Annotated in this window: 20 protein-coding genes, 1 tRNA gene and 1 pseudogene; 10 read left to right on the top strand and 12 right to left on the bottom strand. The window is 40.5% G+C overall.

The window, feature by feature from the left end; all coding sequences use genetic code 11:
- Positions 1-54 precede the first annotated feature (54 nt).
- Positions 55-431: pseudogene (locus tag HLH18_RS04380) on the top strand (transposase); the annotation flags it as partial.
- Between the two features lie 44 nt (positions 432-475).
- Here the strand turns inward: HLH18_RS04380 and HLH18_RS04385 are convergent.
- The 9 genes from HLH18_RS04385 to HLH18_RS04425 form a co-directional block, all read right to left on the bottom strand.
- The gene (locus HLH18_RS04385; protein ID WP_171545901.1) at positions 476-1,498 is read right to left on the bottom strand and encodes an ELM1/GtrOC1 family putative glycosyltransferase; all 1,023 of its coding nucleotides are present in this window, start codon (positions 1,496-1,498) and stop codon (positions 476-478) included.
- On the bottom strand, positions 1,495-2,163 hold the full coding sequence (locus HLH18_RS04390) for an SGNH/GDSL hydrolase family protein (RefSeq protein WP_171545902.1): 669 nt from the start codon (positions 2,161-2,163) through the stop codon (positions 1,495-1,497). Before HLH18_RS04390 ends, HLH18_RS04385 begins: the two co-directional genes overlap by 4 nt.
- A gap of 173 nt (positions 2,164-2,336) precedes the next feature.
- Positions 2,337-3,311 (bottom strand): glycosyltransferase family 4 protein, encoded by a 975-nt coding sequence (locus HLH18_RS04395; protein ID WP_171545903.1) that lies wholly within the window; start codon positions 3,309-3,311, stop codon positions 2,337-2,339.
- A 24-nt stretch (positions 3,312-3,335) separates the two neighbouring features.
- On the bottom strand, positions 3,336-4,142 hold the full coding sequence (locus HLH18_RS04400; protein WP_171545904.1) for a polysaccharide deacetylase family protein: 807 nt from the start codon (positions 4,140-4,142) through the stop codon (positions 3,336-3,338).
- Between the two features lie 16 nt (positions 4,143-4,158).
- Positions 4,159-5,046 carry an ELM1/GtrOC1 family putative glycosyltransferase gene (locus tag HLH18_RS04405; RefSeq protein WP_171545905.1) on the bottom strand — a complete coding sequence of 296 codons (888 nt, stop codon included), beginning with the start codon at positions 5,044-5,046 and terminating at the stop codon, positions 4,159-4,161.
- A gap of 90 nt (positions 5,047-5,136) precedes the next feature.
- Positions 5,137-6,063, bottom strand: a complete 927-nt coding sequence (locus HLH18_RS04410; RefSeq protein WP_131271176.1) for a branched-chain amino acid transaminase — start codon at positions 6,061-6,063, stop codon at positions 5,137-5,139.
- 34 nt (positions 6,064-6,097) lie between these two features.
- Positions 6,098-8,842 carry a bifunctional [glutamate--ammonia ligase]-adenylyl-L-tyrosine phosphorylase/[glutamate--ammonia-ligase] adenylyltransferase gene (gene glnE / locus HLH18_RS04415; protein WP_171545906.1) on the bottom strand — a complete coding sequence of 915 codons (2,745 nt, stop codon included), beginning with the start codon at positions 8,840-8,842 and terminating at the stop codon, positions 6,098-6,100.
- 82 nt (positions 8,843-8,924) lie between these two features.
- Complete coding sequence (locus tag HLH18_RS04420) at positions 8,925-10,196, bottom strand: sensor histidine kinase (protein WP_171545907.1); 1,272 nt, start codon at positions 10,194-10,196, stop codon at positions 8,925-8,927.
- A gap of 235 nt (positions 10,197-10,431) precedes the next feature.
- A tRNA-Leu gene (locus tag HLH18_RS04425) sits at positions 10,432-10,518 on the bottom strand.
- A gap of 194 nt (positions 10,519-10,712) precedes the next feature.
- On the opposite strand from HLH18_RS04425, the gene queA reads away from it, so the two are divergent.
- The 9 genes from queA to secF all read left to right on the top strand — a co-directional run bounded on the left by queA (position 10,713) and on the right by secF (position 19,011).
- Entirely contained in the window at positions 10,713-11,750 is a 1,038-nt protein-coding gene (queA, locus tag HLH18_RS04430) for a tRNA preQ1(34) S-adenosylmethionine ribosyltransferase-isomerase QueA (RefSeq protein WP_171545908.1), read from the top strand.
- A gap of 26 nt (positions 11,751-11,776) precedes the next feature.
- The gene (locus tag HLH18_RS04435) at positions 11,777-12,805 is read left to right on the top strand and encodes a hypothetical protein (RefSeq protein WP_171545909.1); all 1,029 of its coding nucleotides are present in this window, start codon (positions 11,777-11,779) and stop codon (positions 12,803-12,805) included.
- Between the two features lie 28 nt (positions 12,806-12,833).
- A complete protein-coding gene (locus HLH18_RS04440) occupies positions 12,834-13,400 on the top strand; it encodes a LemA family protein (protein WP_171545910.1) in 567 nt (188 codons plus the stop codon).
- A 104-nt stretch (positions 13,401-13,504) separates the two neighbouring features.
- Complete coding sequence (locus HLH18_RS04445) at positions 13,505-14,143, top strand: DUF4303 domain-containing protein (RefSeq protein ID WP_350642380.1); 639 nt, start codon at positions 13,505-13,507, stop codon at positions 14,141-14,143.
- Between the two features lie 30 nt (positions 14,144-14,173).
- Positions 14,174-14,374, top strand: coding sequence for a hypothetical protein (locus HLH18_RS16240; protein WP_350642382.1), 201 nt, complete (start codon positions 14,174-14,176; stop codon positions 14,372-14,374).
- A gap of 142 nt (positions 14,375-14,516) precedes the next feature.
- A complete protein-coding gene (gene tgt, locus HLH18_RS04450; protein ID WP_131288644.1) occupies positions 14,517-15,647 on the top strand; it encodes a tRNA guanosine(34) transglycosylase Tgt in 1,131 nt (376 codons plus the stop codon).
- Positions 15,648-15,749: 102 nt separating this feature from the next.
- Positions 15,750-16,079: a preprotein translocase subunit YajC gene (gene yajC, locus HLH18_RS04455; RefSeq protein WP_131288646.1), complete on the top strand. Its 330-nt coding sequence runs from the start codon at positions 15,750-15,752 to the stop codon at positions 16,077-16,079.
- Between the two features lie 50 nt (positions 16,080-16,129).
- Positions 16,130-18,031 carry a protein translocase subunit SecD gene (gene secD / locus HLH18_RS04460; RefSeq protein WP_171545911.1) on the top strand — a complete coding sequence of 634 codons (1,902 nt, stop codon included), beginning with the start codon at positions 16,130-16,132 and terminating at the stop codon, positions 18,029-18,031.
- An 8-nt stretch (positions 18,032-18,039) separates the two neighbouring features.
- Positions 18,040-19,011, top strand: coding sequence for a protein translocase subunit SecF (gene secF, locus HLH18_RS04465; protein WP_171545912.1), 972 nt, complete (start codon positions 18,040-18,042; stop codon positions 19,009-19,011).
- A 100-nt stretch (positions 19,012-19,111) separates the two neighbouring features.
- On the opposite strand, the gene HLH18_RS04470 is transcribed toward secF, so the two are convergent.
- The 3 genes from HLH18_RS04470 to HLH18_RS04480 are packed head-to-tail and all read right to left on the bottom strand — an operon-like array spanning position 19,112 to position 23,667.
- Positions 19,112-21,418 carry a RelA/SpoT family protein gene (locus tag HLH18_RS04470; protein ID WP_171545913.1) on the bottom strand — a complete coding sequence of 769 codons (2,307 nt, stop codon included), beginning with the start codon at positions 21,416-21,418 and terminating at the stop codon, positions 19,112-19,114.
- 29 nt (positions 21,419-21,447) lie between these two features.
- The gene (rlmD, locus tag HLH18_RS04475) at positions 21,448-22,839 is read right to left on the bottom strand and encodes a 23S rRNA (uracil(1939)-C(5))-methyltransferase RlmD (RefSeq protein WP_171545914.1); all 1,392 of its coding nucleotides are present in this window, start codon (positions 22,837-22,839) and stop codon (positions 21,448-21,450) included.
- A gap of 6 nt (positions 22,840-22,845) precedes the next feature.
- Positions 22,846-23,667, bottom strand: a complete 822-nt coding sequence (locus HLH18_RS04480) for a 3'-5' exonuclease (RefSeq protein WP_171545915.1) — start codon at positions 23,665-23,667, stop codon at positions 22,846-22,848.
- Positions 23,668-23,690 lie beyond the last annotated feature (23 nt).

Here is a 23,690-nt window from a genome sequence, read left to right on the forward strand (position 1 = left end):
TTTGTTCAGTGTCTATAAAAGTGTCTAAGGCCATAAACATAATGTCCATTTATAATAAATAATGGACACTATCGGGATATTGAGCAGATAAGAAAAGTGGGGTTCAGCGGACGCTTACAAAGCTCTATGCTGATCGTGGCTATATCAATCAGGAATTAAAGAGTAGATTCAAAGTACAAGGTACTGATTTAATTATATATCACCGAAAGAACATGAAATCTGTGCAACTCTCAACAGCAGATGAATATCACTTAAAGCAGCGTAATAAAATAGAGACTTTATTCAGCTTGCTAAAAGGGAAATATCATTTGGTGACGAGTAAAGCGAGAAGCATTGAAGGATACTTAGCTAGAATTTATGCATCTTTATGTGCTTACCAGTTATGCCATCAAAACAAGCCAGCTATTCGAGTAATGGGATTATCGGCTTAAGCAGGATTCGGGTTATTACTAGGATTTTTAAAGATGATAACTCCCTAGTCCTTATGATTAGACAAGGCTTCTTTCAATTTATCCGATAAAACCAAAGAATGATTTTCAATAGTTAATTGATCTAACTTAATCTGAAAATTTATTTCATCAAAACCTATAAATGTAAGCAAGTGGTGGTTAAATAAACTATTAAAATAATCTTTCATCACTTTGTTTTTGATATCGGTAATATTACCCACTATTAAAACTTTTTTTTCCGCCATGATAACTTCACTGACCATAGAACCAGAATCTTGGCTAACCAAAACAAAGTTTGAAGATAGTATTAAATTGACAATCTGAATCTGGTTTCCCAAGTTATACATATAATACTTGTCATTCATAGTCAAAGGGCAAGATATTAATAGATCCATCAACTCCTTTTCAAACTGGACACTCGTTCTACGTGATGTAGTTAAAATAACCTCTGAATATGGGTATTGTGTTTTAATATTTTTAACTAATTTAAACCAGCTTTTTGCATCACCAATTTTGACATCTTTGGTATCTGCACCAATGAGTATCAAAATTTTCGTATTTTTACAATCTTCTTGATCATTTGATTTTAAATTAGAAAACACCATTTTATTCGGAGAGATGGGGTAATAAACGTAGCGAAAATTATCCTTTAGCTCAGAGTTTACCGTAAAAATCACATCAAAGTTAACAGGCTGCACTCCACGCAATGAACTTAAAATAATATTTTTAGCTTTTATATGGTTTCGCAAGCAGTATCTTTTTAATAATACATTCGGAACCAGTGTATCCCCACCTGCTGAAATAATATATACATCATCTACATAGTCAAAATCTGGAAGAGAGATATAATGCTCAAGAAAAGAAGATAAATCAAAATAATTCAAAAGAAAACGTAAAGCTAAATTTGTATTCTTTGAAACTTTTTTTAGGTTTAAGTATCTAATTTGATGTTTAGGGAAATGTGGTGTAAGTAGTTTCATCACACCTTCAGACTGTGTTTGATGACCTGGTTTCCCATCTGTCAGCACGAAGAATAAAGCTTTTTTCATAATATTGATCGGATGTCCGAATTATTTGTAACAGCTAACAATTGATCTTTCACAATATCATGCCCAATCGACGATAGATGAGTTGTATCATCAAAATTTTCACCATGGGGGTTCGGCTTAAGCAAGTCAAATACAGGGACAAAAAACACACGCTTATTATCACACATACTCTTTAAAGCTTGATTATATCTTAAAATATTTGGTTCACGGCTCAGATCGAGATTAGGGTAAATTTCCACAAGATAAATCACACGCGCTTTTGAATTTTCGATGATATATTGGATATTACGTAAATATTCACCCACTTCAACTACATTACGCGTCCCAAATAAACTATGAAATTTCAACTTTCGACCATATTTTTTAATTTTTTTTACGATTTTTCTCAAAAACTTACGCCATTTGTTATCTGGATAATAGAGAACAAAAGGTGCTCCTTTGAATGTCACCCAAGAATCAACAATTCCAAATTGAATACTTATAATATCTGCATTTTGAGTTTCTGGACGTTTAAAATATTCTAAGCCTTCTCTGGTTGTAGACATAGTGTGACCAAAATTTGTAACCATCCATCTCATTTCTTTTGCAAAGCGTTCTGGATAGGCATTACCAAAATTATTGGGATCACCTTGAGTATTACAGTCACCCAATGCGACATATTTCATCTTTCTCTCCAATTTCACTCAACATTCAGCAATAGCTCACTACTTAAATGCATACGAAATAAAAATTCTTTAGAACGCATTTTATAGTTGATAAAACTCCATCACTAATTTAAATAATAATATAAGTTATAGGCTCTAGTTTAAAATAGTGTTTTAAAATTTAGTTAATGTAATTAAGATTTAACACTCCGATAGGTCTTCTCAATTTTATCAATCATTCCATCAAGGACTAAGTTTTGCTTCGCATAAGCAAAAACCCTTTGATAATCAGACTGCATTTGCTCTAAATTCTTTAGACATTCATTAAGACAATGACCCAAACTTTCAGCATCATTAGGTGGTATTAAATATTTTTTTGGTAAAACCATTGTCATTGCACCAACTGATGTAGAGACCATTGGAACTTCACATAATAATGCTTCTATCATAGTATATGGACAACCTTCATAGTGAGAAGACATTACATATATCGTTGCTTGCTGCATCAGTTCCACAACATCACTTCTATAACCCAACATTTGCACAGAATCATTCAAGTTTAACAGACCTATTAAATCTCTGAGTTTATGTTCTTCAAATCCATCACCAACGATCCATAACTCCGCATCTTGAACATTTTTCCACGCATTCAACAATACATCAAAACCTTTGACAGGCACCAAACGTCCTACTGCCAATACGATTTTCTTTTTTGGCTTGATTAATGATGATTGTAATTTTGGTGGAATAATCCCATTAAGAATTACATGTGTATTCTTATGATTTAGAGTTTCAGCAGCATTTGGACTAACAGCAATGACAGCATCATAAGGTCTAAACATTTTTGTATTTTTCTTTCGACTATGCAGTGTAGCAACACTTGGTATATTTATAAAAGATAAGAGCCTACCGACAATTGCGGCTGCTTTATTGCCGTGCACGTGGACAATATCAGGTTGCAATTGTTTGAGTACTTTATACATTTGATACAATACAAAAACATTACGACGGCTTTTTGTTAAATCTACTGCAATAAAATCAGTATCCACTCGGTTCAGATATTTTTCATGGGCAATCACAGTCAACTTATGACCACGTTGTTTTAAACCATTGGTCAATTCAATAACATGCTTTTCTAAACCGCCTTCTTCGTCACCGGCCATAACCATACAAATATGCATTATTCTTCTCTCTTAGTTACGCTGACCCAATTTAAGACGCAATTTCACCGCAAACAATGAATCTTTACCACTAATTTTAATGCGCTGTAACTGCATAAAATCTGGATGCTCTGAATCTATGCCTTCATTTGTGGTTACAGCATTGCTGTAGCCAGCCTGTTTTGCCATGTCCACATCACGTTCAGAATAAATCCCAAAGGGATAGGCAAAACTTCTGACAGGCATATTTGTTAATTGTTCCAATTGAATCTTGGATTCAGATAGTTCCTTTAAGCACTCAGCATCATCTAATTTATCAAGATTCGCATGGGTCAAAGTATGGGAACCTATCTCTACCGAACCACTTTGTGCCAAAAACTTCACTTGCTCATTATTCAACTTAGGTTCACGAGCCAGTTCACCACTGTTATGATGGGCTTTTTTATAGGTTGACCAATCTCGATCATGACGATCCACCACCACATAAATAGTGGCTTTAGCTTGGTATTTTTCCAAGATAGGATACGCATGTTCTAGATTATCCAGATAACCATCATCAAAAGTAATGGCCACTGTTTTTTCAGGATGTTTGCCCCAGTTTTGTTGCAATTCCTGCATGGTGACAAAATGAAAACCTTCAGCTTTCATCCAAGCCACTTGCTTTTCAAATTCAACAGGCTTCACGCGCAATTTATTAAAATTTGCACCGTCAATATGATCCCTAACCATGTGATACATTAAAACCCGAGGATGCTTCCAGTCTACCGCTGGTTTCCACCACGCATATTTATAACTAAATGCCATGAATGAAACCAATAGAAGAATAAAAATATAAATCACAAGAACAACCTGATTATTAGGCTAAAAGATATATTGCCACACGCTCCGCTTCTTTAAAAGCAGAGGGTTCAGCCAATTTCAGGATTGATGCTGATTGAGAAACTAGGCCATGTTTCAAAATTAGATCTATCGACTGCGTGATTCTATCAGATTTCAAACGGTCTATTTCAATGATACCCACCCGACATCCTGCTGTTAATGCCTCAAAAATCATCGAAACACTATCTTCAGTCACCCAAACGGCTTCTGCCTGCTGCATTTCTTCAAAAATCCAGCCTTGCGGTGTCTGCTCAACCGGAAATATTTTTAGCCTTGATGCAAATGATTTTTCATTCAAATGATCTAAAAATTCTTCCGGTGTACGTCGTGAAGTGGTCAAAATAATCTCAGCTTGAGGGTGAAGATTGACTATTTGTTGAATTGAATCTAAAACTTTTTCTTCATTCCACTGATGTCGTTTAGATGATCCACCTAACGCAATTAAAAGTCTATTTTGCTGATGTCTCTGTTCATTCACAATTGGATTTAGAGCACCTTGTGTGAGGATCACATGCTCCGATGCTGCCATACCGTCATGTTCAGGAATAATCGCATAATCAAACCAGGTCACCGGAAAATTAGGTTTCATTAAGATAATCGTTTTTGCTTGAGGATAGACCTGACCTAGAAGTAAAACGCGCAACTGAGTATGACTGCCTACGCCAAAAATATAATCTGGTCGTTGCTTTAACGCTGCAAAGTTCTTGTTAAAAATTGCTGAAAATAAGCTAAAAACTGGCAATTGATCTATTGATACTTCCTCAAAGGTAACTTCCTCTGCACTTTGCCTTTGCATCGCTTTATATAAGCCGACTGCTTGTGAGCGATGCCCTGCTTTGCCATCACTGACATAGACAATATGCATAAAAAATGTCCCTAAAAGAAAATAAACTCAAATCTTAATCAATAAAAAAGGCGAAACTTTCGTTCCGCCTCTTCATCTTACGCGATCAACTTATTTTACGTAAGTCAACCAATGTGCATATTTAGGGTCTTTACCCTGAACTGCATCAAAGAATGCTTTTTGAATTTGTGTGGTAATTGGACCACGTGAACCTGAACCAATTTCACGATCATCATATTCACGAATTGGGGTTACTTCAGCAGCAGTACCAGTAAAGAAGGCTTCATCACCAATGTAGAATTCATCACGGGTGATACGGCGTTCAAATACTTCAATACCCAAGTCTTTGGCAATGGTAATAATGGTTTGACGCGTAATACCGTCTAAAGCACCGCCAGCGATATCAGGTGTATGCAATGCGCCATCTTTAACCAAAAATACGTTTTCACCTGAACCCTGACATACATAGCCTTGTGGATCCATCAACATTGCTTCGTCGTAACCAGAATGTGCCACTTCTTGGTGTGCAAGAATCGACAAAGTATAGTTACCCGATGCTTTTGCCTTACACATCGTCACGTTAGGATGATGATGGGTAAATGATGAAGTTTTAACACGAATACCTTTCGCCATCGCTTCATCACCAAGGTAAGCACCCCAGCTCCATGCAGCAACAGTGGCATGAATGGTATTGTCAGTTGCAGCGATACCCAGTTTTTCAGAACCGATAAAGATAATTGGACGCAAATAGCAAGACGCTAATTTATTTTCACGTACGACATCAATTTGAGCTTGCTCTAGAGTTTTTTGATCAAATGGAACTTTCATTTGATAAATTTTTGCAGAGTTGAGCAAACGTTTTGTATGATCCTGAAGACGGAAAATCGCAGTTCCGTTAGGAGTCTCATAAGCACGGACACCTTCAAACACACCCATACTGTAATGTAAGGTATGTGTTAAGACGTGGATTTTTGCCTCACGCCAATCAACCATTTGTCCATCTTGCCAAATAAAACCATCACGATCAGCCAAGTTCATGGCGCACTCTCCAAATTTTTATACACAGTCATCTTTATCCAATGCAAATATTTGCAGTTGGATCAATTAATCTTTGCCATAACTTGCAAACGATCACGCGGGTATCGTGCCAGTCCGCAGCATTCACTTGCATGGATTGATTCGCAAGGGCTAAACGGTGGCTCTCGGCTCGTTCACTGAGATAAGCTTGAATCAATGCTGTCGCGTCGTCGCTGGATAAGCAACCTGCTTTTGCGGCATCTTCAAGGATTCGTACATTGTCGGAGTAATGGGCGAGATCGGGATTCGACCCACTCCAGGCTAACACCGCATACTGTGCCATAAATTCGATATCAACGATACCACCTGCGTCCTGTTTTAAATGAAAAATTCCATCTTTTTGCTGTTCTTTCGATGAGCCTAAATGGTCTTTCATTTTTTGGCGCATCTTCAAAACTTCTTCCCGAACTCTGGCTTCATCTCGTGGTTGGGTCAAAATAAGGCAGCGTAATGCTTCAAATTTTTCACGTAAACTTTTCTCACCAGCAATAGATCGTGCACGAACCAAAGCCTGATGTTCCCACACCCAGGCACTTTTCAGCTGATACTGCTCAAAGGCTTTTAGACTGGTTACCAATAAACCCGCCTCACCCGATGGACGCAAACGGGTATCAATTTCATAGACCCGACCATCCAATGTTTGTGTGGTCATCAACGACATCAACTTTTGAGCAACCCGCATGGCAAACTCGAACCCACTAATCGGCTTCTGACCATCAGTATCGCCCTGTTCACTCATATAATGGATAAACACCAGATCCAGATCCGAGCCGTAGCCCATCTCGATTCCACCCAGCTTTCCATAACCTGCCACGACAAATGCCATGTGATCGAGTGAACAACGTTGACCCTCTGCATCAAGCGGATAGCCATGTTTTTTCGCCGTTATTTGATACGCCAACTGTAAGGTGGCATTGACCGAGACTTCTGCAATATCCGTCAGTGCATCAGATACTTTCATGAGTGGACTTTCAGCTAAAACATCACTGGCTGCAACCGCCAAGACATTGGATTTTTTGAATAACCGCAGAACCCGCATCTGGTCTTCAACCTGATCAATCTCGATGCGTAACAGTTGCTGGCGCAGTGAATCTTCCAAATCCTGACGTTTCGGCAATTCAAAATCCATCGACAAGAATTCATCCAACAACACTGGATAATGGGTCAGTTCCTCACAAATCCACGGACTTACGGTAGACATTTTAACCAGACGTTGCAGCGCCCCTTTACTTTCAATCAGCATCACCAGATATACGGTTCGACGCATCACTGATTCAACCAAGGGCATTAAGCGTAATAATGCCACTTGCGGTTTATCCGACTGCAAAATAGCTTCAATCAAATGCGGCCAAAAGGTTTTTAAACGCTGCACTGCTTTTGCAGGCAATTTCTTGAGTGCATGCCCATACCAAAATTCATGGATCAGGTTTTTGGCATTATCATCCAGCACGGCATCTAACTGTTTTTCCAGTTGGCTAAAACTTTCTATTAACGGATCGGGTTCTTTTTCTTTAATCAGGTGTTCAAACTGAAAAATGACTTTAGCGCGTTTCTGATTCAGAAATGCGATGAAAGTATCCCAATCAGCAAAGCCTAAAGTTTCAATCATACGCTGATGTAAATCAGGCTCACTCGGCAAAGACTGGGTTTGTTGATCATGCAAGGCTTGGATAGCGTGTTCAACACGGCGCAGGAATAAATAAGCATCTTCCAGTTCAGCTACGGCTTGCATGTCAAGTAGACCAACTTCACCCAAATGGTGCAGACTGACTAAGCATTGACGATCTTGCAATTCAAGCTTGGAGCCACCGTAAATCAGCTGAAAAACTTGCACAATAAATTCGACTTCACGGATACCACCTGCACCAAGCTTGATATCATCTTCAATATTACGGCGCAGTACTTCGCGTTCAATCATGGCCTTCATTTCACGCATGGCTTCAAAGGCAGTGTAGTCGACATACTTCCGGAACACGAATGGTCGGGTCATCTCCAGAAGTTCATCGCCTTCTTTTCCACCGGTCACAATACGCGCTTTAATCCAGGCATAACGTTCCCATTCACGCCCGTGCTGACTCAAATATTTTTCCAAAGCAACATGACTAATCGCCAGTGCCGAACCATCACCCCATGGACGCAAACGCATATCGACACGAAACACGAAACCATCCGCGGTCATATGATCCAGCAGATAAATAAGTTTCTGTCCCCACAAAATACAGAATTGCTGTACATCAATACATTTACGACCATTGGTTTCACCCTGCTCATCAAAGGCAAAAATAAGATCTATATCACTTGAAAGATTAAGTTCTTGAGCACCCAGTTTACCCATGGCGACCACAATTAAATCTTGTACCGTACCGTTATAACCCATCGGTTCGCCGTGCTTTGCAACCAGAGGAACTCTTGCGAATTTTTTTGCTGCGCAAATGGATGCATCAGCAAAGTCTGAAAGTTCACGGGTCAAGGTGACCACATCGGTAAGTTGATTGGCATCCTGCCAGATCCAGCGAAACATCAAACGTGCACGAAGCACACGAATTGCAAGCATCCATGTGGTTTCATCGGTGATATTATCTAAAGCGCGATCCACAAAGTTCTGGATTTGCGTGGTGCTTAAAGGAACGAGAAATTGGTCAATTGCATAATCTTGTTCGAGGAGTACTGCATGATTTCCCAATACTTGTTCTGCGTATTGGCTAGCACGTAATGTTTTGTGCAATTGTTCCGCATTCATTTTCAAACCTTCAGCCGAGTTTTTTCTAGTTATATCAGTTGAAAAGAAATAGTGGAAAATAAATTTAGTGTTCTGTTCTGATTTATTCAGTAATGGCTTGCTTCACGCCATTGAAAGATAAAGTTTGATGCGCATTCAGGGCTGTCGGTAAAGAGACTTTAAACGTTGTCCCCGCACCTTCTTTGGATTGCACAGAAATTTCACCTTGATTCAAATCAACGAAACGTTTACATAACACCAAGCCCAACCCCGTGCCTTTCTCACCGGCAGTTCCTTTAAAACTTACTGTTAAGCGGGGTTGGAAAAGCTCGTCAATCTGCTGTTGAGTCATCCCCAAACCGGTATCTTGAATGTATATATCAACATACTGTGCGGATTGTTCTGCATGAATGGTGACTTTTCCCGTACCATCCACATGGGTGAATTTCAGTGCATTTGAAACCAGGTTCTGTAAAACGGAAGTCACCATATTAATATCGGCATAGACTTTTATATCGTCAGGCACTTGATCAATCAGCTGGATATTTTTCTTAATCGCCAAGCTATTCAAGACATCAAAAACAATTTTTGAGGATTGTTTTAAATTAAAATTAATCGGGTGGTAAACAAAGCGCCCACCTTCTGCCATGGCCCAATTCAATAAACTTTCTAAAAGATTATAGGTCGACTGCGAAGTGTCCAATAAATAATCAGCAATACTCTGAATACTAGAATCATCCAGTGTTTCTCGCTCTTGAGCCAACACTTCCGAGAAACCGATTAAGCCATGAAATGGCGCACGCAGATCATGCGCAATAATTTGAAAAAATTTGGTTTTACTAAAATTTAAAGCAGATTGCTGTTCATATAATTCTTTGAGCTCGGCATAGTTTGAACGTAATTCAATGATATTAATCAAGCTCATGGCAAATTCATGCACCAGCTGTAAATTTTCTTCATTAAAGGATTCAGTCTGCTCATCAAATAAAAGGACTTGTCCAATAGACTCTGTTTTATTGATTTTTAAATCGAAACCGACAATGCGATTGTGTCCAACACCCAAATCATGCACATGTTGAGAAAAAGCAGCATAGTTCTTATGTTTTGTTGAGAGAATAGTATCGCCTTCAAAAAAGGAGACCAAACTGGCTTCTTTTTGCGCATGAAATGCTTTAAACGATTCGGGTGCAGAATACCAAATATACGGTTCATGATGAAAAGTAAGAATGCCTCGCTCTGCTTGCAGAATGCCACGCGCAAACTTTAAAAAACCTTCGACACGATTTTCCGAAGTAAAAACACCAAGCAATAATGATATTCTACATGCACTGAGTTGCTCAGTTTCCGAGCCTATTTCGAGTAACTGCATTTTCATATCTGCCTCGTAAATTTGTTTTACCCCTATTGATAAAAAAACTAACTATTCCCCTTAACTTTATTAACAAACTTTCACATAGAACACAATGAAAAAAGACACAAACAGATCAAATGTGACAATTTAAGGCAGGTTTGCTTTTTAGTTATTCTTTATTCAAAATTTAGTCAGAAATTTTCTTTAGACAATGAAAAAAGCCCTCAAGTCTTATAGTGCTTGAGGGCTTTTTAATATCTGGTCCCGAGGGTCGGACTCGAACCGACACGTCATCTCTGACAGCGGATTTTGAGTCCGCCGCGTCTACCAATTTCACCACCTCGGGAAAGGGGCTACAAGCGCATTAGCTTGTGGTGGCTATATTACTACCAAACGCTGAATTGTCAATTATCTAATTTGATCAATTGATCACTTTTATAGCAAAAACAAAAACTTTGTCTTAAAAAGCATCAGATATCCTCTTGTTTGTCCTTTTCAGGACTATAATGCGGACGTTTTTCTTATTTTTATACATTGAAGATGCAACTTTCTGACTTTAACTTTGATCTCCCTGATGAACTCATTGCTCGCTACCCTCTAGATACGCGTAGTGCTTCACGTCTTTTGCATTTAGATGCTCAAGGGCAATATCACGATTGTCATTTTACCGACATTCTTGATTTACTCGACTCTGGTGACTTACTGATTTTAAATGACACTAAAGTGATGAAAGCACGCCTGAAAGGTAAACGTGCCTCTGGTGGTGCGGTAGAAGTTTTAGTGGAACGGATGCAGGACAAATTTATTGCACACTGCCACATTAAAGCCAGCAACTCACCTAAAGCAGGGGCTGAACTTTTTATTGGTGAAGATGCGGTAAAAGTAACGGTGCAAGGTCGCCATGAAAACTTGTTTATTGTCGAGTTTTCACAACCGATTTTAGAGGTCTTGGATCAATACGGTGCTTTACCGATTCCGCCTTATTTTAATCGTGAAGCAGAAGCCATTGATACCGAACGCTATCAAACCGTATTTAATGACCCGACTAAACTGGCAAGTGTCGCAGCACCAACGGCTAGCCTGCACTTCGACCAAAACTTATTGGAAAAACTTGAAGCCAAAGGGATTCAAAAAACTTTTGTGACGTTGCATGTAGGTGCAGGCACCTTCTTGCCGGTACGTACAGATGATATTCAAAACCACATTATGCATAGCGAATGGTGTGATGTTCCAGAACATACCGTTGAACTGATTCGTCAAACCAAAGCCCGTGGTAATAAAGTCATTTCTGTTGGAACAACAGCAACACGTGCCGTTGAAAGTGCAGCTCAAGCGCATGGCGGTACATTAAAGGCGTGGACAGGTGATACACAAATTTTCATCTATCCAGGTTATGACTTTAAAGTGGTCGATCGTTTAATTACCAACTTCCATTTGCCTGAATCCACCTTATTGATGCTGGTTTCAGCATTATCGAATCGTGATAATATTTTGAATGCCTATCATCATGCTGTAGAAGAAAAATACCGCTTCTTTAGTTATGGCGATGCCATGCTGATTGATAAAATTACGCCTTAATATTTGCCGATAAAAAGAAGCACACCATGCCGCTCGATACTGTTAAACATTCGATTCATATTCGACGTAAAAAAAATGAACGGGTTTTTCAGAATATTGCGCGGCTCTGGGAGATTGGTCGTCAGGCTCAAAGCCAGCAAGATATCCTAGATAATTTGCATCCGTGGAATGCACCGATCGTGCTCAAATTTGAAAATGTCCTACCGCTACTTTTGGCTGTGCTAGGACTTTTTTTTATGCTGCTGATTTTTATTCTCCCGACCAATATCTGGCTACAGGTTGGTCTGGTGACCGGACTATTTATGATTTTCTGGGCGTATATTAGCTATGAAGATAAAAAGCCGATTGATGAGGTGATTGAATTTTTAGAACAACAGACCATCGCCAAAAAATACCAGCTCGCCTTCCAGCAACAGCCGCAGCATATTTCTGTTCCGCTACAACCGGTTTTATTCATTGCACACTTAAAACGGCTGTTTCCAGTATTTAATCAAGGTACCCTTTCTAACGATATTCCCTATTACGCCAGCACGGTCTGGGCAGATGAAGAAGGCAAACAACATCAGGTCATGGTCTTTCAATATCACTATGTCAATGAAGTCCGCGTCCGCGATAAAGACGGCAATGAGGTCAAAGTCAAAGAAGTCCACAAAGATTTATGGGGGGTGTTCGTTTTTGATGTCGAAACACAAGGTCTTGCAGTGACCACCGCCAACAAAGATTTTTATTATCCTTACAGCTTTCCTTGGCATACCAGTGATATTCAGATCAATCAGAAACTCAACATTTTTGGCAGTGATGAAATGCAAACTGCAAAAATCCTATCACCGGCATTCGTACTGAAATTGGCTGATTTTTTTGCCCAACGTCAGGGCGATTTAATCTTCCATCCGACCAGTCATACCTTATGCTTTTTAGGGCCTGCCGATTTATTTAAAATATCGAGCCAAGCTAAAAATATTCAAGATATTTCCGCATTACGTGGACACTTACGTACTTTTAAATTACCTTATTTAGAAAGCTTAAAGCGTGATTTAACGCATTTTTTAAAATAACAAGGTTGGATGTTTTGGGGACATATAAATGGGGCTGTTAATTTTTTTGCTATTGATCATTGCTGTGGTCGTGGCATGTATCATGATTCGCAATAATATTGTGCGTCATCACAATGCTTCTGTACGTGCCTGGTCAGATGTGGCCAGCTATGAACGTCAGAAAATCAAAATTCTGGATGGCTTACAGCCTTTAGTGGAACAATATTCAGGTTTTGAAAAAGGCACTTTAGAAAAAGTGACTGAACTGCGTCAGAATATTTTAAATCTCAATTTAAATAATACCGATGTATCTCAATTACAACGCATTGAAAGCCTGAATAAAGAATTGATGCGTAGTCTCAATGTCGTGGTGGAGAACTATCCTGAACTGAAAGCCAATGAAATTTATCTGAAAATGATGAATGAAATTGAAGAACAGAATGAAAATGTCGGCGCAGCCATTACCATTTTCAACCGTAATGTAGAGTTATTTAATAACCATATTCAGGTTTTCCCTAATAATATTGTGAACACCATGACCCTAGGTAAAAAAGCCATTCGTCCCTTTCGAGATCAAGCCGTCACTCAAAATTTTGACTATCGACCTAATTTTTAATAGCTTGGGACTTCTTGTATTCATTCTTCATAAATAACGGCAAGAAGTCCAAAAATTATAATTTTTAAAAAATATTAACTTCATAAAAAAAAAGAATAAAGCCCATGTTAGAACATATCCCCCTACTCAAAGATGCATTGATTGAAGAGTTTTACCCCTTATACGATCAACATAACGAAGATCAGATTTATGCATGTGCCTTGGTCTTCAATGAATATTTAGGGCTAGATTATTTAGCCATATCGACCACACGCAGTTTATTCGCTGAGCATGAAGACTCGGCTCAATATTTATCGGAACAGGACAAATGGCAGGTCAAAAAATGGCGCTATCGCTCTCACTCATCCGCCGAAAACCACTTTGCGCAATTTAAATTAATCTTGGCGGATTATTTTAAAAAAACCCATATTTTTGGCAATCCGTTACTGGAACAAAAATACGATAATGGTCAAAACAATTTAGATCTACTGATTGCCGCCTTTAAACAGGCCAAGGAAGCCTTTGCCCATTCTTATGGTTTGGATACCCATCATATTGTTTTTTTTATTCACCTTCCCCATCAGCCCCAAGTCGCAGTCCATTCGGCACAATGCCTCAATATCGGCAGCCCATTATTGGATGAATTCATTCAACATCATGCTCCCGAAACCCTGCCTAAAAACCTACGCAGCAAACAAAAACTCTCTCAAGCCGATAAAGATCTGCTGGTCGATTTAGCACAAATGACGGAAGTTGAACCTTAGGACTATTTACACATTGCACAGCAAGCATATTTGCTCACTTTAGAATCAGCTTTCATTGATAGCAATCCCTATATCCAGAAACTGATTCAGACCATTGCAGCGATGGATTCTGGGATAAAAAATGGCTGTGCCTTAGAAAAAAATGAAATATTAGAACGGATTGAGCAGTTCTATCATACAAGCCACAGCCTGACTTTAATCAACCATGATTATTTTCCCCATATACCATGAAAAGGAAAGTATCGAGTTAAAATCCGACAACGCTGGCGTTTATGTGCGTAATCTAGGAAAATAGCCAACTTTTAGCGGCGAACTGTTTATTCGCTCTTGCACTGCAAGCACAGCAGTGCTTCGCTTTTGTTCAGGATATTGTATGAAGTTTGAAAAATTAGGCCAGTCGGGTCGTGCCCGTCGTGGTCGTTTAACCCTTGAACATGGTGTTATTGAAACGCCGGTGTTTATGCCTGTTGGTACCTACGGTACAGTGAAAGGCATGCTCCCACGTGATATTGAAGATATTAAAGCTCAAATTATTTTGGGTAATACATTCCATCTTTACTTGCGTCCAGGTTTAGACGTGATTCGTGAACATGGTGGCTTACACGAGTTCATGAAATGGAATAAACCGATTTTAACCGATTCAGGCGGTTTCCAGGTGTTCAGTCTGGGTGCAATGCGCAAGATCAAAGAAGATGGTGTGACTTTCCGCTCGCCGATTGATGGCTCTAAAGTCTTTTTATCACCTGAAATTTCAATGGATATTCAACATACCTTGAATTCAGACATCGTGATGATTTTTGATGAATGTACGCCTTACCCGGCAACCCGTGAAGAAGCACAAAAATCATTGCAGCTGTCACTTCGTTGGGCTAAACGTTGTAAAACCCATCATCATGATGTACTCAAAAATAAAAATGCCTTGTTCGGTATTATCCAGGGTGGCATGTACGAAGATCTTCGTGATGAATCACTCAATGGTTTAAAAGAAATTGATTTTGATGGTTTTGCCATTGGCGGTCTTTCTGTGGGTGAACCGAAAGAAGAAATGATCAAGGTACTGGATTATCTTCCTGTGAAAATGCCTGAAGATAAACCGCGTTACCTGATGGGTGTCGGCAAACCGGAAGATATCGTTGAAGCGATCCGTCGCGGTGTCGACATGTTTGACTGCGTGATGCCAACCCGTAATGCACGTAACGGTCATTATTTTGTGACAGACGGTTTGGTGCGTATTCGTAATGCCAAATATCGTCATGACCAAAACCCGCTTGATCCGCAATGCGACTGTTACACCTGCCAGAATTTCACTCGCTCATACTTATTCCATTTGGAAAAATGCGGTGAAATGCTCGGTTCTATGCTCGGTACAATTCATAACCTGCGTTATTACCAAAGATTTACACAAGACATCCGTGATGCGTTAGATAATGGTACTTTTGATCAATATGTCCAAGAATTTTATGCGTGTCGTGGTCTAGAAGTACCGCCTTGTCCTGAAGATTAATCTTTCAGCATTTGCGCTGAAGAAAAAGACAAGGTAAATTGCAGAACAAGTTAGTTTATTATCATATTGTTGATATACAGTTTTTTATTTTAGGAAAATGAAATGAGCCTTTTTATTTCTACTGCTCACGCAGCGGGTGAAGCTGCAGCCCAGCCAAGTTTGGTAACTAACCTTTTGATGATTGCAGTATTTGTCGCAATTTTCTATTTCCTCATTTGGCGCCCTCAAGCAAAACGCGCTAAAGAGCACCGCACGCTAGTTGAAAGCCTAGGTGTAGGTAGTGAAGTGGTTTTTGCCGGCGGTTTAATGGGTAAAATCACTAAAATTGAAGGTGATTTTGCAGTGGTTGAATTAAGCCGTGGCGTAGAAGTAAAAATTCAGCGTGCAAGTGTGATTTCAGTTCTTCCTGAAGGCACATTAAATAATCTCTAATCAAAAAAGTCGTGCCCTAGCACGACTTTTTCATTTTAAGAAGAAAACAAATGCGTTACCCAGCATGGAAATATCTGCTGATCATCGTGGTTTTGGTGATTAGCACATTATATGCCCTGCCTAGTTTGTATCCCGATGAACCTGCTGTTCAAATTTCGGGTGCCAAAGCCGGTACCCAAATTGATCAAAGCATCGTACAAAAAGCAGAGCAATTATTAGAAAGTGAAAAAATTCCAAGCCATGACAACAGCTTTAGCAATAATGCTGCCCTTTTGCGTCTTGATACTTCTGAAGCACAGTTAAAAGCAAAAGAAGTATTACGTCGTGGACTTGGCGATAATTATGTTGTTGCATTGAACCTCGCGCCAACCACTCCTGAATGGCTACAAAAAATTGGTGCAAAACCAATGAAATTGGGTCTGGATTTACGTGGTGGTGTTCACTTCTTGCTTGAAGTGGATATGGATAAAGCCATCAGTCAGCGTATGGAAACATCGGCGACTGATTTGCGTCGTCAACTGCGTGACAACAAGATGAAATTCAATAGCCTTGCGTTGAATAACAACACTATTACGGTACAGTTTGCCAATAACAATGACCGTGATGCTGTCATGGACTTCTTGCGTCGTAATGGCAATGAATTCACTCAGCAAGCGATTGCATCAGAGTCAGGTTCAACTTTACGCCTGAACTATACCGATGTCCGTAAGCAAGAAATTCAGTCTTACGCAGTAAACCAAAACTTAACCACGCTACGTAACCGTATTAACGAGTTGGGTGTAGCGGAAGCATTGGTTCAAACGCAAGGTAGCAACCGCATTGTGGTTGAACTTCCTGGTGTTCAGGACACTGCTGAAGCAAAACGTGTCTTGGGTCGTACAGCAAACCTGGAATTCCGCCTGGTTTCTGATTTGAATGACCAATATATCGATCCGTATACCGGTAAATCGACTGGTCAGGCATTACCTCCAGGTACAGAAATTTTTGCTTATGAATCACTGGATAGTGGTCGCGAATTACTGCTCAACCGTAACCGTATTCTCACCGGTGAACGTGTCCAAAATGCCTCAAGTGGCTTTAGCCAAGACACTGGTGGTGCTGAAGTAAATATTACTTTAGACAGCGCTGGCGGTAAACTGATGTCGGATGCAACACGTAATGCGGTTGGTAAGCGCATGGCGGTACTGTTCATCGAGAACAAGCAAAAAATCAGCTATGTACCCGATCCTGTAACCGGTGCACAAACTGAAGTGCGTACGCCTTATGCAGAATCTGTCGTGATTAATGCGGCAACCATTCAAGCGGTATTAGGTTCTCAGTTCCGTATTACCGGTCTGGATTCACCTCAGGAAGCAGCTGAACTTGCGCTGATGCTTCGTGCAGGTGCTTTGGCTGCGCCTATGTACTTCGTTGAAGAACGTGTCGTCGGTCCAAGCCTGGGTCAGGAAAATATTGACAAAGGTGTGTTATCGACTCAAATCGGTTTCATTCTGGTTGCAATCTGGATGGTGGTATTCTTCCGTCTATTCGGTGTGATCGCTAACTTTGCCCTTCTCGCCAACTTGGCAATGATCCTGACAGTCATGTCTTGGATTGGCGCATCCCTCACCCTTCCTGGTATTGCCGGTATCGTGATCACCATTGGTATGGCGGTGGATGCCAACGTACTGATCTGTGAGCGAATAAGGGAAGAGATGAAATGGGGAGCCTCGCCCAAACAAGCGATTGTCGCGGGTTATGATCGAGCTTATAACACCATTTTTGACTCGAACTTAACCACGTTCCTGGTTGCGTTTATTCTTTTTGCCATCGGTACAGGTCCTATCAAAGGCTTCGCCGTAACCTTGATGATTGGTATTATTTGTTCGATGTTTACTGCAATTACAGTGACCCGTGCAATCGTACAGCTCATTTATGGTAAAAAGCGTAACCTGAAGAAGTTGAGCATTTAAGGAGATCGATGATGACTGATATGACTCAACCTGATTCAAAAAAATATGGTCGCCCTGATGATGAACGAATAATTCCATTTATGAAAATTGCCAAACCGGCGGCAATTTTCTCCATCATTTTAACGATTGCAAGCATCTTCTTTATTGTGACCAAAGGTCTAAACCTCGGTTTGGACTTTACCGGGGGTGTTTCTGCAGAACTCAACTATGCTCAACCTGCCAATCAGGCTGAAGTAGTTAAAGCTTTAGATCAAGCCGGTTTCAAAGATGCGGTAGTGCAAACGCTTGGTAGCAATAAAGACCTTTTGGTGCGTATGCCAGCTCAAGACCTTGAAGTGGAAGACTTGAGTAACGCGATTACCAAAGCTGCCCAATTGCCGAACAATGCGGCTGAAGTCCATAAAGTGGACTCGGTCGGTGGTCAAGTCGGCAATGAGCTGTATCTGCGCTCTGCAGGTGCTGTTGGATTGGCATTACTTTTAATGCTGGTATACGTTACGATTCGTTTCGAATTCAAGTTAGCTATAGGTGCGGTTCTTTCTTTATTCCATGACGTCCTTGTAACAGTGGGTGTTTTTGCCATGATGCAATGGCCGTTTGACTTAACCGTATTGGCTGCAATTCTGGCACTTTTAGGCTTTTCGTTAAACGATAACATCGTGGTATCGGATCGTATCCGTGAAAATTTCCGCAAGATCCGCGGCGCAAGCCCGCGTGAAGTTATCGATATTTCTTTGACAGAAACTTTACGCCGTACCATTCATACCTCAATGACCTTATTGCTTGTTGTCGTGGCAATGATGTTCCTTGGTGGCGAAGGTTTACACTGGTTCTCTATCGCGATGTTTATTGGTGTATTTGTCGGTACTTATTCTTCGATTTACATTGGTACTGCCTTTGCCCTATGGCGTGGCCTGAACCGTCAAGACTTCATTGTTCAGGTTAAACCTGAATTTGAAGAAGAAGAAATTCCTAAATAATTTCTCTTTGACTTGACATAAAAAAGCCCATCTTCGGATGGGCTTTTTTATGGTGCAGCAAAAATGGTATCGAAAATTAGGGCTTATTTAAAGCTTTGGATTAATTCCCTTGCACCAAACGGCGTGCGCTAATAATCCCCGGTTGTTGCTCTAAACGTGCCAGCAAACGTGATAACTGTGCCAAGCCTTTCACTTCAATTAACAGTTTCATATTGGCAATACCGTCCGTTTCTGAAATGGTATTTACCTGACGAATATTGATTTGATCGGAAAAAATCACCTGAGTTAAATCTTTAAGCAGACCACGGCGGTCGTAGGCTTCCACCACAATCTGTACACTTTGACCACGGGTCGGTTGCATTTCCCAATCGGCTTCAACAGCACGCTCAGGTTCGTGAGAAATCATGCGCACATAATCCGGACAGGCAACCTTATGAATACTGACTCCACGATTCAGTGTGATATATCCACCAATTGGCTCACCATGAACCGGTTGACAACATTGCGCAATATGCAATTCCACATTGTCCAAACCATCAATTAAAATGCCATGCGCAGACAAGGTATGACTTGCACGTGGATTTAAGGTCGGCTTGAGTACCAATTCAGGTTCATCTTGACCGATATGCATATGACGATTGACCTGATTGATCAAGGAATGCAGGCTGATATCGCCATTTACCAAACCAATCAGAATATCTTCACCCAATTTGACATTGAAGTGATTGCAATAATCATTTAAATCAATGCTTTTTGGATGAATCGCCAAACGTAAAAGTTCTTTATTCAGAATTTCACGGCCAACTTCCAGATTTTTACTGCGGTCTTGCTGTCTAAACCAGTGACGCAATTTATCGCGTGCACGAGAGGTTTTGATATAACCCAGCGAGTTCACTAACCAGTCACGATTTGGTTCTCGATCTTTTTTAGTCAGAATTTCAACCTGTTCGCCGGTTTTTAAAGTATAGGTTAAAGGCACATAGCGCTGGTTGACCCGCGCTGCATAACACTTATTCCCTACTTCAGTATGTACATGATAGGCAAAGTCTAAAACGGTTGAACCACGGGGTAATTCTTTAATGTCTCCATCACGGCTAAACACATAGATTTTTTCAAATCCTTCGAAATCTTGAACGTGTTCAAAATTCTCGGAATCATCATCTGATTTATGCGCGTTGGCATCATTACGTTCTTGATAATGCTCAAGTACCGCACGCAATGAATGTAAACGATGATTAAAGGAGTGATCGGTATTTTTTGCGCCTTCTTTATAATTGAAGTGCGAACATACCCCAAGCTCTGCCTCGTTATGCATATCCTTGGTCCGGATTTGCACTTCAAGTGACTTGTTCTCTGCAATGACCGCAGTATGCAAGGAGCGATAACCATTGGCTTTAGGGTTGGTAATGTAATCATCAAATTGATGCGGAATATGACGCCAAATTTGATGCACGATTCCCAATGAGTGATAACACTCAGGTATGCTTTTTACCAATACCCGAACCGCTCGAATGTCATAAAGCTGATCGAAACTGAGGTTCTTGCTTTTCATTTTTCGATAAATCGAATAAATGTGCTTCACCCGTCCGCTAATCTCGGCTTCGATACCGTAGCTCGCCAGTTCATTCTTCAGTTTATCAATCACAAACTGAATATATTGCTCACGTTCCAAACGTTTTTCATTCAGTAAAGTTGCAATTTCTTTATAGCGTTCTGGGGCTAAATAACGGAAAGCTAAATCTTCCAGTTCCCACTTTAACTGTGCAATCCCTAAACGGTGCGCCAAAGGTGAGTAAATGGTCAGAATTTCTCGAGCAACACGCTCTTGACGCTCACGTGAGGCTTGAGTCAATTCTCGCAAGGCATAGGTACGCTCTGCGAGCTTAATCAAGACCACTCGAACATCTTCGGTCACAGAAATCAGCATTTTATAAATGCCGCTTAAATGCTCTCTTTGATTATTATTAAAATGATCTTCCAGACGTTTGTTCTTTTCAATCAGTTCGGAAAGTTTACCCATCGCCAAGGTCCCTTGGACCAGACTATGCACTTGCTCACCAAAATGTTCACGAACTTCTTCAAGCGTCATGACGCCTTCACGCACACTTCGATACAGCATCGCTGCGGACAAAGTATCTTCATCCACATGTAAATGCGCCAAAATATCCGCCATTTCAATACCGGTATAGAAGGTATTGGAACGATGGTTAACCGTACTTTGCAGTTCTTTTTGCAAAGTTAAATGCGCTACATCTTCGAGTTGTTTTAGCGCCGTATCATCTAATATGCCACGAACCCGATTTAGCCATTCAGCCAAATCATGTCGAGCTTGTTCGGCATGTTCTACAGTCGCTTCCTCCGACAACTCATTGAGACGTCCAGGAAGTTGCTCACGTACTGTGACCATACCCTACTCCTACTTTTTTACACTTCATCTTATAAATCGTTTATTTCGTTGTATTTTTCGAATAAGGCAATAGATTCAACATGTCCCGTATGGGTAAACATATCCATCACCCCAGCTTTTTTTAATCGATAACCATGTTTCGCCAGCACACCCGCATCTCGCGCCAATGTGGCAGGATTACATGATACATAAACGATTCTTTTTGCACCAAATTTGGGCACATAATACATTATTTCCTCCGCTCCTGAGCGTGGAGGATCAATCAATAATGCATCAAATCCCTGTTTTGCCCAAGAATGATGCGAAAAATCTTTTGTTAAGTCTTGTGAATAAAAATGTACGTGAGTCATCGCATTCTTTTTAGCATTTTCTGCACCACGCTGAACCATTTCTTCACTTCCTTCAACAGCCACCACTTGCCCTGTTTCACCGACACAGCGAGCAAGAGGTAAAGAAAAGTTTCCTAGACCACAAAACAAGTCCAGAACGCGTTCACCTTGCTGCAACTGAAGCAAATCACATGCCAGCTTCAGCATTTGCGGATTAATCGTTGAATTCACTTGAGTAAAATCGAGCGGATTAAAGCCAAATTTCACGTCAAATTCATCCACAGCATAATACAAACGCATTGCAGCAGTTGGATCATCCACACGGTGCAAACTGTCTGCACCGGCTGGCTGTAAATACAATTGCCATTGCTTGTTTAACGTAAACTGTTTTAATTGGTTGACATCATCTGCTGATAATTTTTCAGTATGACGAACCACCAGTGCAACATCTTCATCACCCATGGCCAATTCTATATGACCAATGGCGGCTTTGGCTTTTAGACTTTCGAGTAACTGTTTTAGCGCTGTGATCGATCCAAATTCACGATCCAGCACCATACAGCGATCAATGGAAATCAATTTATTACTTTGACGTTCACGGAAACCCACCACCAATTTGTCTTTACCTGGAATATAGCGTACTCCAATACGGGCTTTACGACGGTAGTCTTCACGTTGCGAACGTAATGGTTCTAACCATTGTTCCGGCTGGATTCCGGCAAAATGTTCTAAATGCGATTTTAGAACCTCTTGTTTTAAGCGAATTTGTTCATCTTGCTGAATGTGCTGCATATTACAACCGCCACACACGGTAAAATGTGGACATTTCGGTTCAACGCGGGTTGCAGCAGGTGCGCTTAACAGCTCAATACTGTCCGCTTCTTCTAAACGTTTGACTACATTGGTAATTTGCGCTTTTACGGTCTCACCAGGCAAGGCATAACTAATAAATACTTTTTTACCCTGCTTCTCACTTGGATGATCAGGATGTGTTCCATAGTGCGCTATCCCCCGTCCTTCGTGTGAAAGTGACTCAACCTGAAAAGTGTAAATCGGCTGTTGAGCTGGACGTGGCTTAGTTCTATGTTTCATGAATACCTAGAGTGTGGGAGATAAAAAGTCTGTAGCGGTAAATTCAGTACGTTGTGAGGTTTCACGCCATACTGCTAAAAAATCTGCATGTTGAGGTTGAGTCGATAAAAACTGGATGGTGCGCTGAACTGCATCACGATAATCATTGAGTAAAAGCTGACCTTTTAACAATGACCAACGCAGGTAAATCAACCAAGTATTGAGCACATCACCTTCACAATAACTGGTAAGTTTTTGCCATTCTTGCTGACGTACATATTCAGGGACATGGTAGGCGCCATCACCACGCTTACCCGGATAACCGAGTAAATGTGCAACATCATCTAACTTTTGAAATTGACGACCATTAAAAATTGCAATCACATCCATCAAATCGACATGACGCTGATGGTAACGGTTCTGGTAATTATTATAGCGCTTTTGTTGATCAATTTCGCCCTGATCGAATAAACTTGGTGCAGATAAACCATGATACATGGCGCGAAATAGAATCACTGGCAAATCAAATTGCGAGCCATTCCAGCTAACTAAAGTCGGATTACGCTTGTCAAAAATCGAGAGAAATTTCTTTAAAATTTCCGCTTCAGTATTCTGCTCCCGACTAAACGAGAACATTTTCATGCCGCCTTGCTCATCGAGCCATAAGCCAGAAATACAGACAATTTCATGCAAGGCCATGCGTTGAAAGTCCATACCCGACTCTTGACGGCGCAATTTAATCAACGCCTGTTCCAGATCTGCTTCTGGCAAATCCAGACCATACAAATGCGCTCCCGATTTTAAATCGGTCAGGGTTTCTATATCGAAAACTAAAACAGGTAAGCGCATTTTAACTCACAAAAATTGCAGAT

The organism is Acinetobacter sp. ANC 5414, from assembly GCF_013004295.1.
GTDB lineage: Bacteria > Pseudomonadota > Gammaproteobacteria > Pseudomonadales > Moraxellaceae > Acinetobacter.

Excerpts from the sequence above, each read along its gene's own strand:
- HLH18_RS04385 (WP_171545901.1), bottom strand. The coding sequence starts at position 1,498 with ATGAAAAAAGCTTTATTCTTCGTGCTGACAGATGGGAAACCAGGTCAT.
- HLH18_RS04390 (WP_171545902.1), bottom strand. The coding sequence starts at position 2,163 with ATGAAATATGTCGCATTGGGTGACTGTAATACTCAAGGTGATCCCAAT.
- HLH18_RS04395 (WP_171545903.1), bottom strand. The coding sequence starts at position 3,311 with ATGGTTATGGCCGGTGACGAAGAAGGCGGTTTAGAAAAGCATGTTATT.
- HLH18_RS04405 (WP_171545905.1), bottom strand. The coding sequence starts at position 5,046 with ATGCATATTGTCTATGTCAGTGATGGCAAAGCAGGGCATCGCTCACAA.
- HLH18_RS04410 (WP_131271176.1), bottom strand. The coding sequence starts at position 6,063 with ATGAACTTGGCTGATCGTGATGGTTTTATTTGGCAAGATGGACAAATG.
- glnE (WP_171545906.1), bottom strand. The coding sequence starts at position 8,842 with ATGAATGCGGAACAATTGCACAAAACATTACGTGCTAGCCAATACGCA.
- HLH18_RS04420 (WP_171545907.1), bottom strand. The coding sequence starts at position 10,196 with ATGAAAATGCAGTTACTCGAAATAGGCTCGGAAACTGAGCAACTCAGT.
- queA (WP_171545908.1), top strand. The coding sequence starts at position 10,713 with ATGCAACTTTCTGACTTTAACTTTGATCTCCCTGATGAACTCATTGCT.
- HLH18_RS04435 (WP_171545909.1), top strand. The coding sequence starts at position 11,777 with ATGCCGCTCGATACTGTTAAACATTCGATTCATATTCGACGTAAAAAA.
- HLH18_RS04440 (WP_171545910.1), top strand. The coding sequence starts at position 12,834 with ATGGGGCTGTTAATTTTTTTGCTATTGATCATTGCTGTGGTCGTGGCA.
- HLH18_RS04445 (WP_350642380.1), top strand. The coding sequence starts at position 13,505 with ATGTTAGAACATATCCCCCTACTCAAAGATGCATTGATTGAAGAGTTT.
- tgt (WP_131288644.1), top strand. The coding sequence starts at position 14,517 with ATGAAGTTTGAAAAATTAGGCCAGTCGGGTCGTGCCCGTCGTGGTCGT.
- yajC (WP_131288646.1), top strand. The coding sequence starts at position 15,750 with ATGAGCCTTTTTATTTCTACTGCTCACGCAGCGGGTGAAGCTGCAGCC.
- secD (WP_171545911.1), top strand. The coding sequence starts at position 16,130 with ATGCGTTACCCAGCATGGAAATATCTGCTGATCATCGTGGTTTTGGTG.
- secF (WP_171545912.1), top strand. The coding sequence starts at position 18,040 with ATGATGACTGATATGACTCAACCTGATTCAAAAAAATATGGTCGCCCT.
- HLH18_RS04470 (WP_171545913.1), bottom strand. The coding sequence starts at position 21,418 with ATGGTCACAGTACGTGAGCAACTTCCTGGACGTCTCAATGAGTTGTCG.
- rlmD (WP_171545914.1), bottom strand. The coding sequence starts at position 22,839 with ATGAAACATAGAACTAAGCCACGTCCAGCTCAACAGCCGATTTACACT.
- HLH18_RS04480 (WP_171545915.1), bottom strand. The coding sequence starts at position 23,667 with ATGCGCTTACCTGTTTTAGTTTTCGATATAGAAACCCTGACCGATTTA.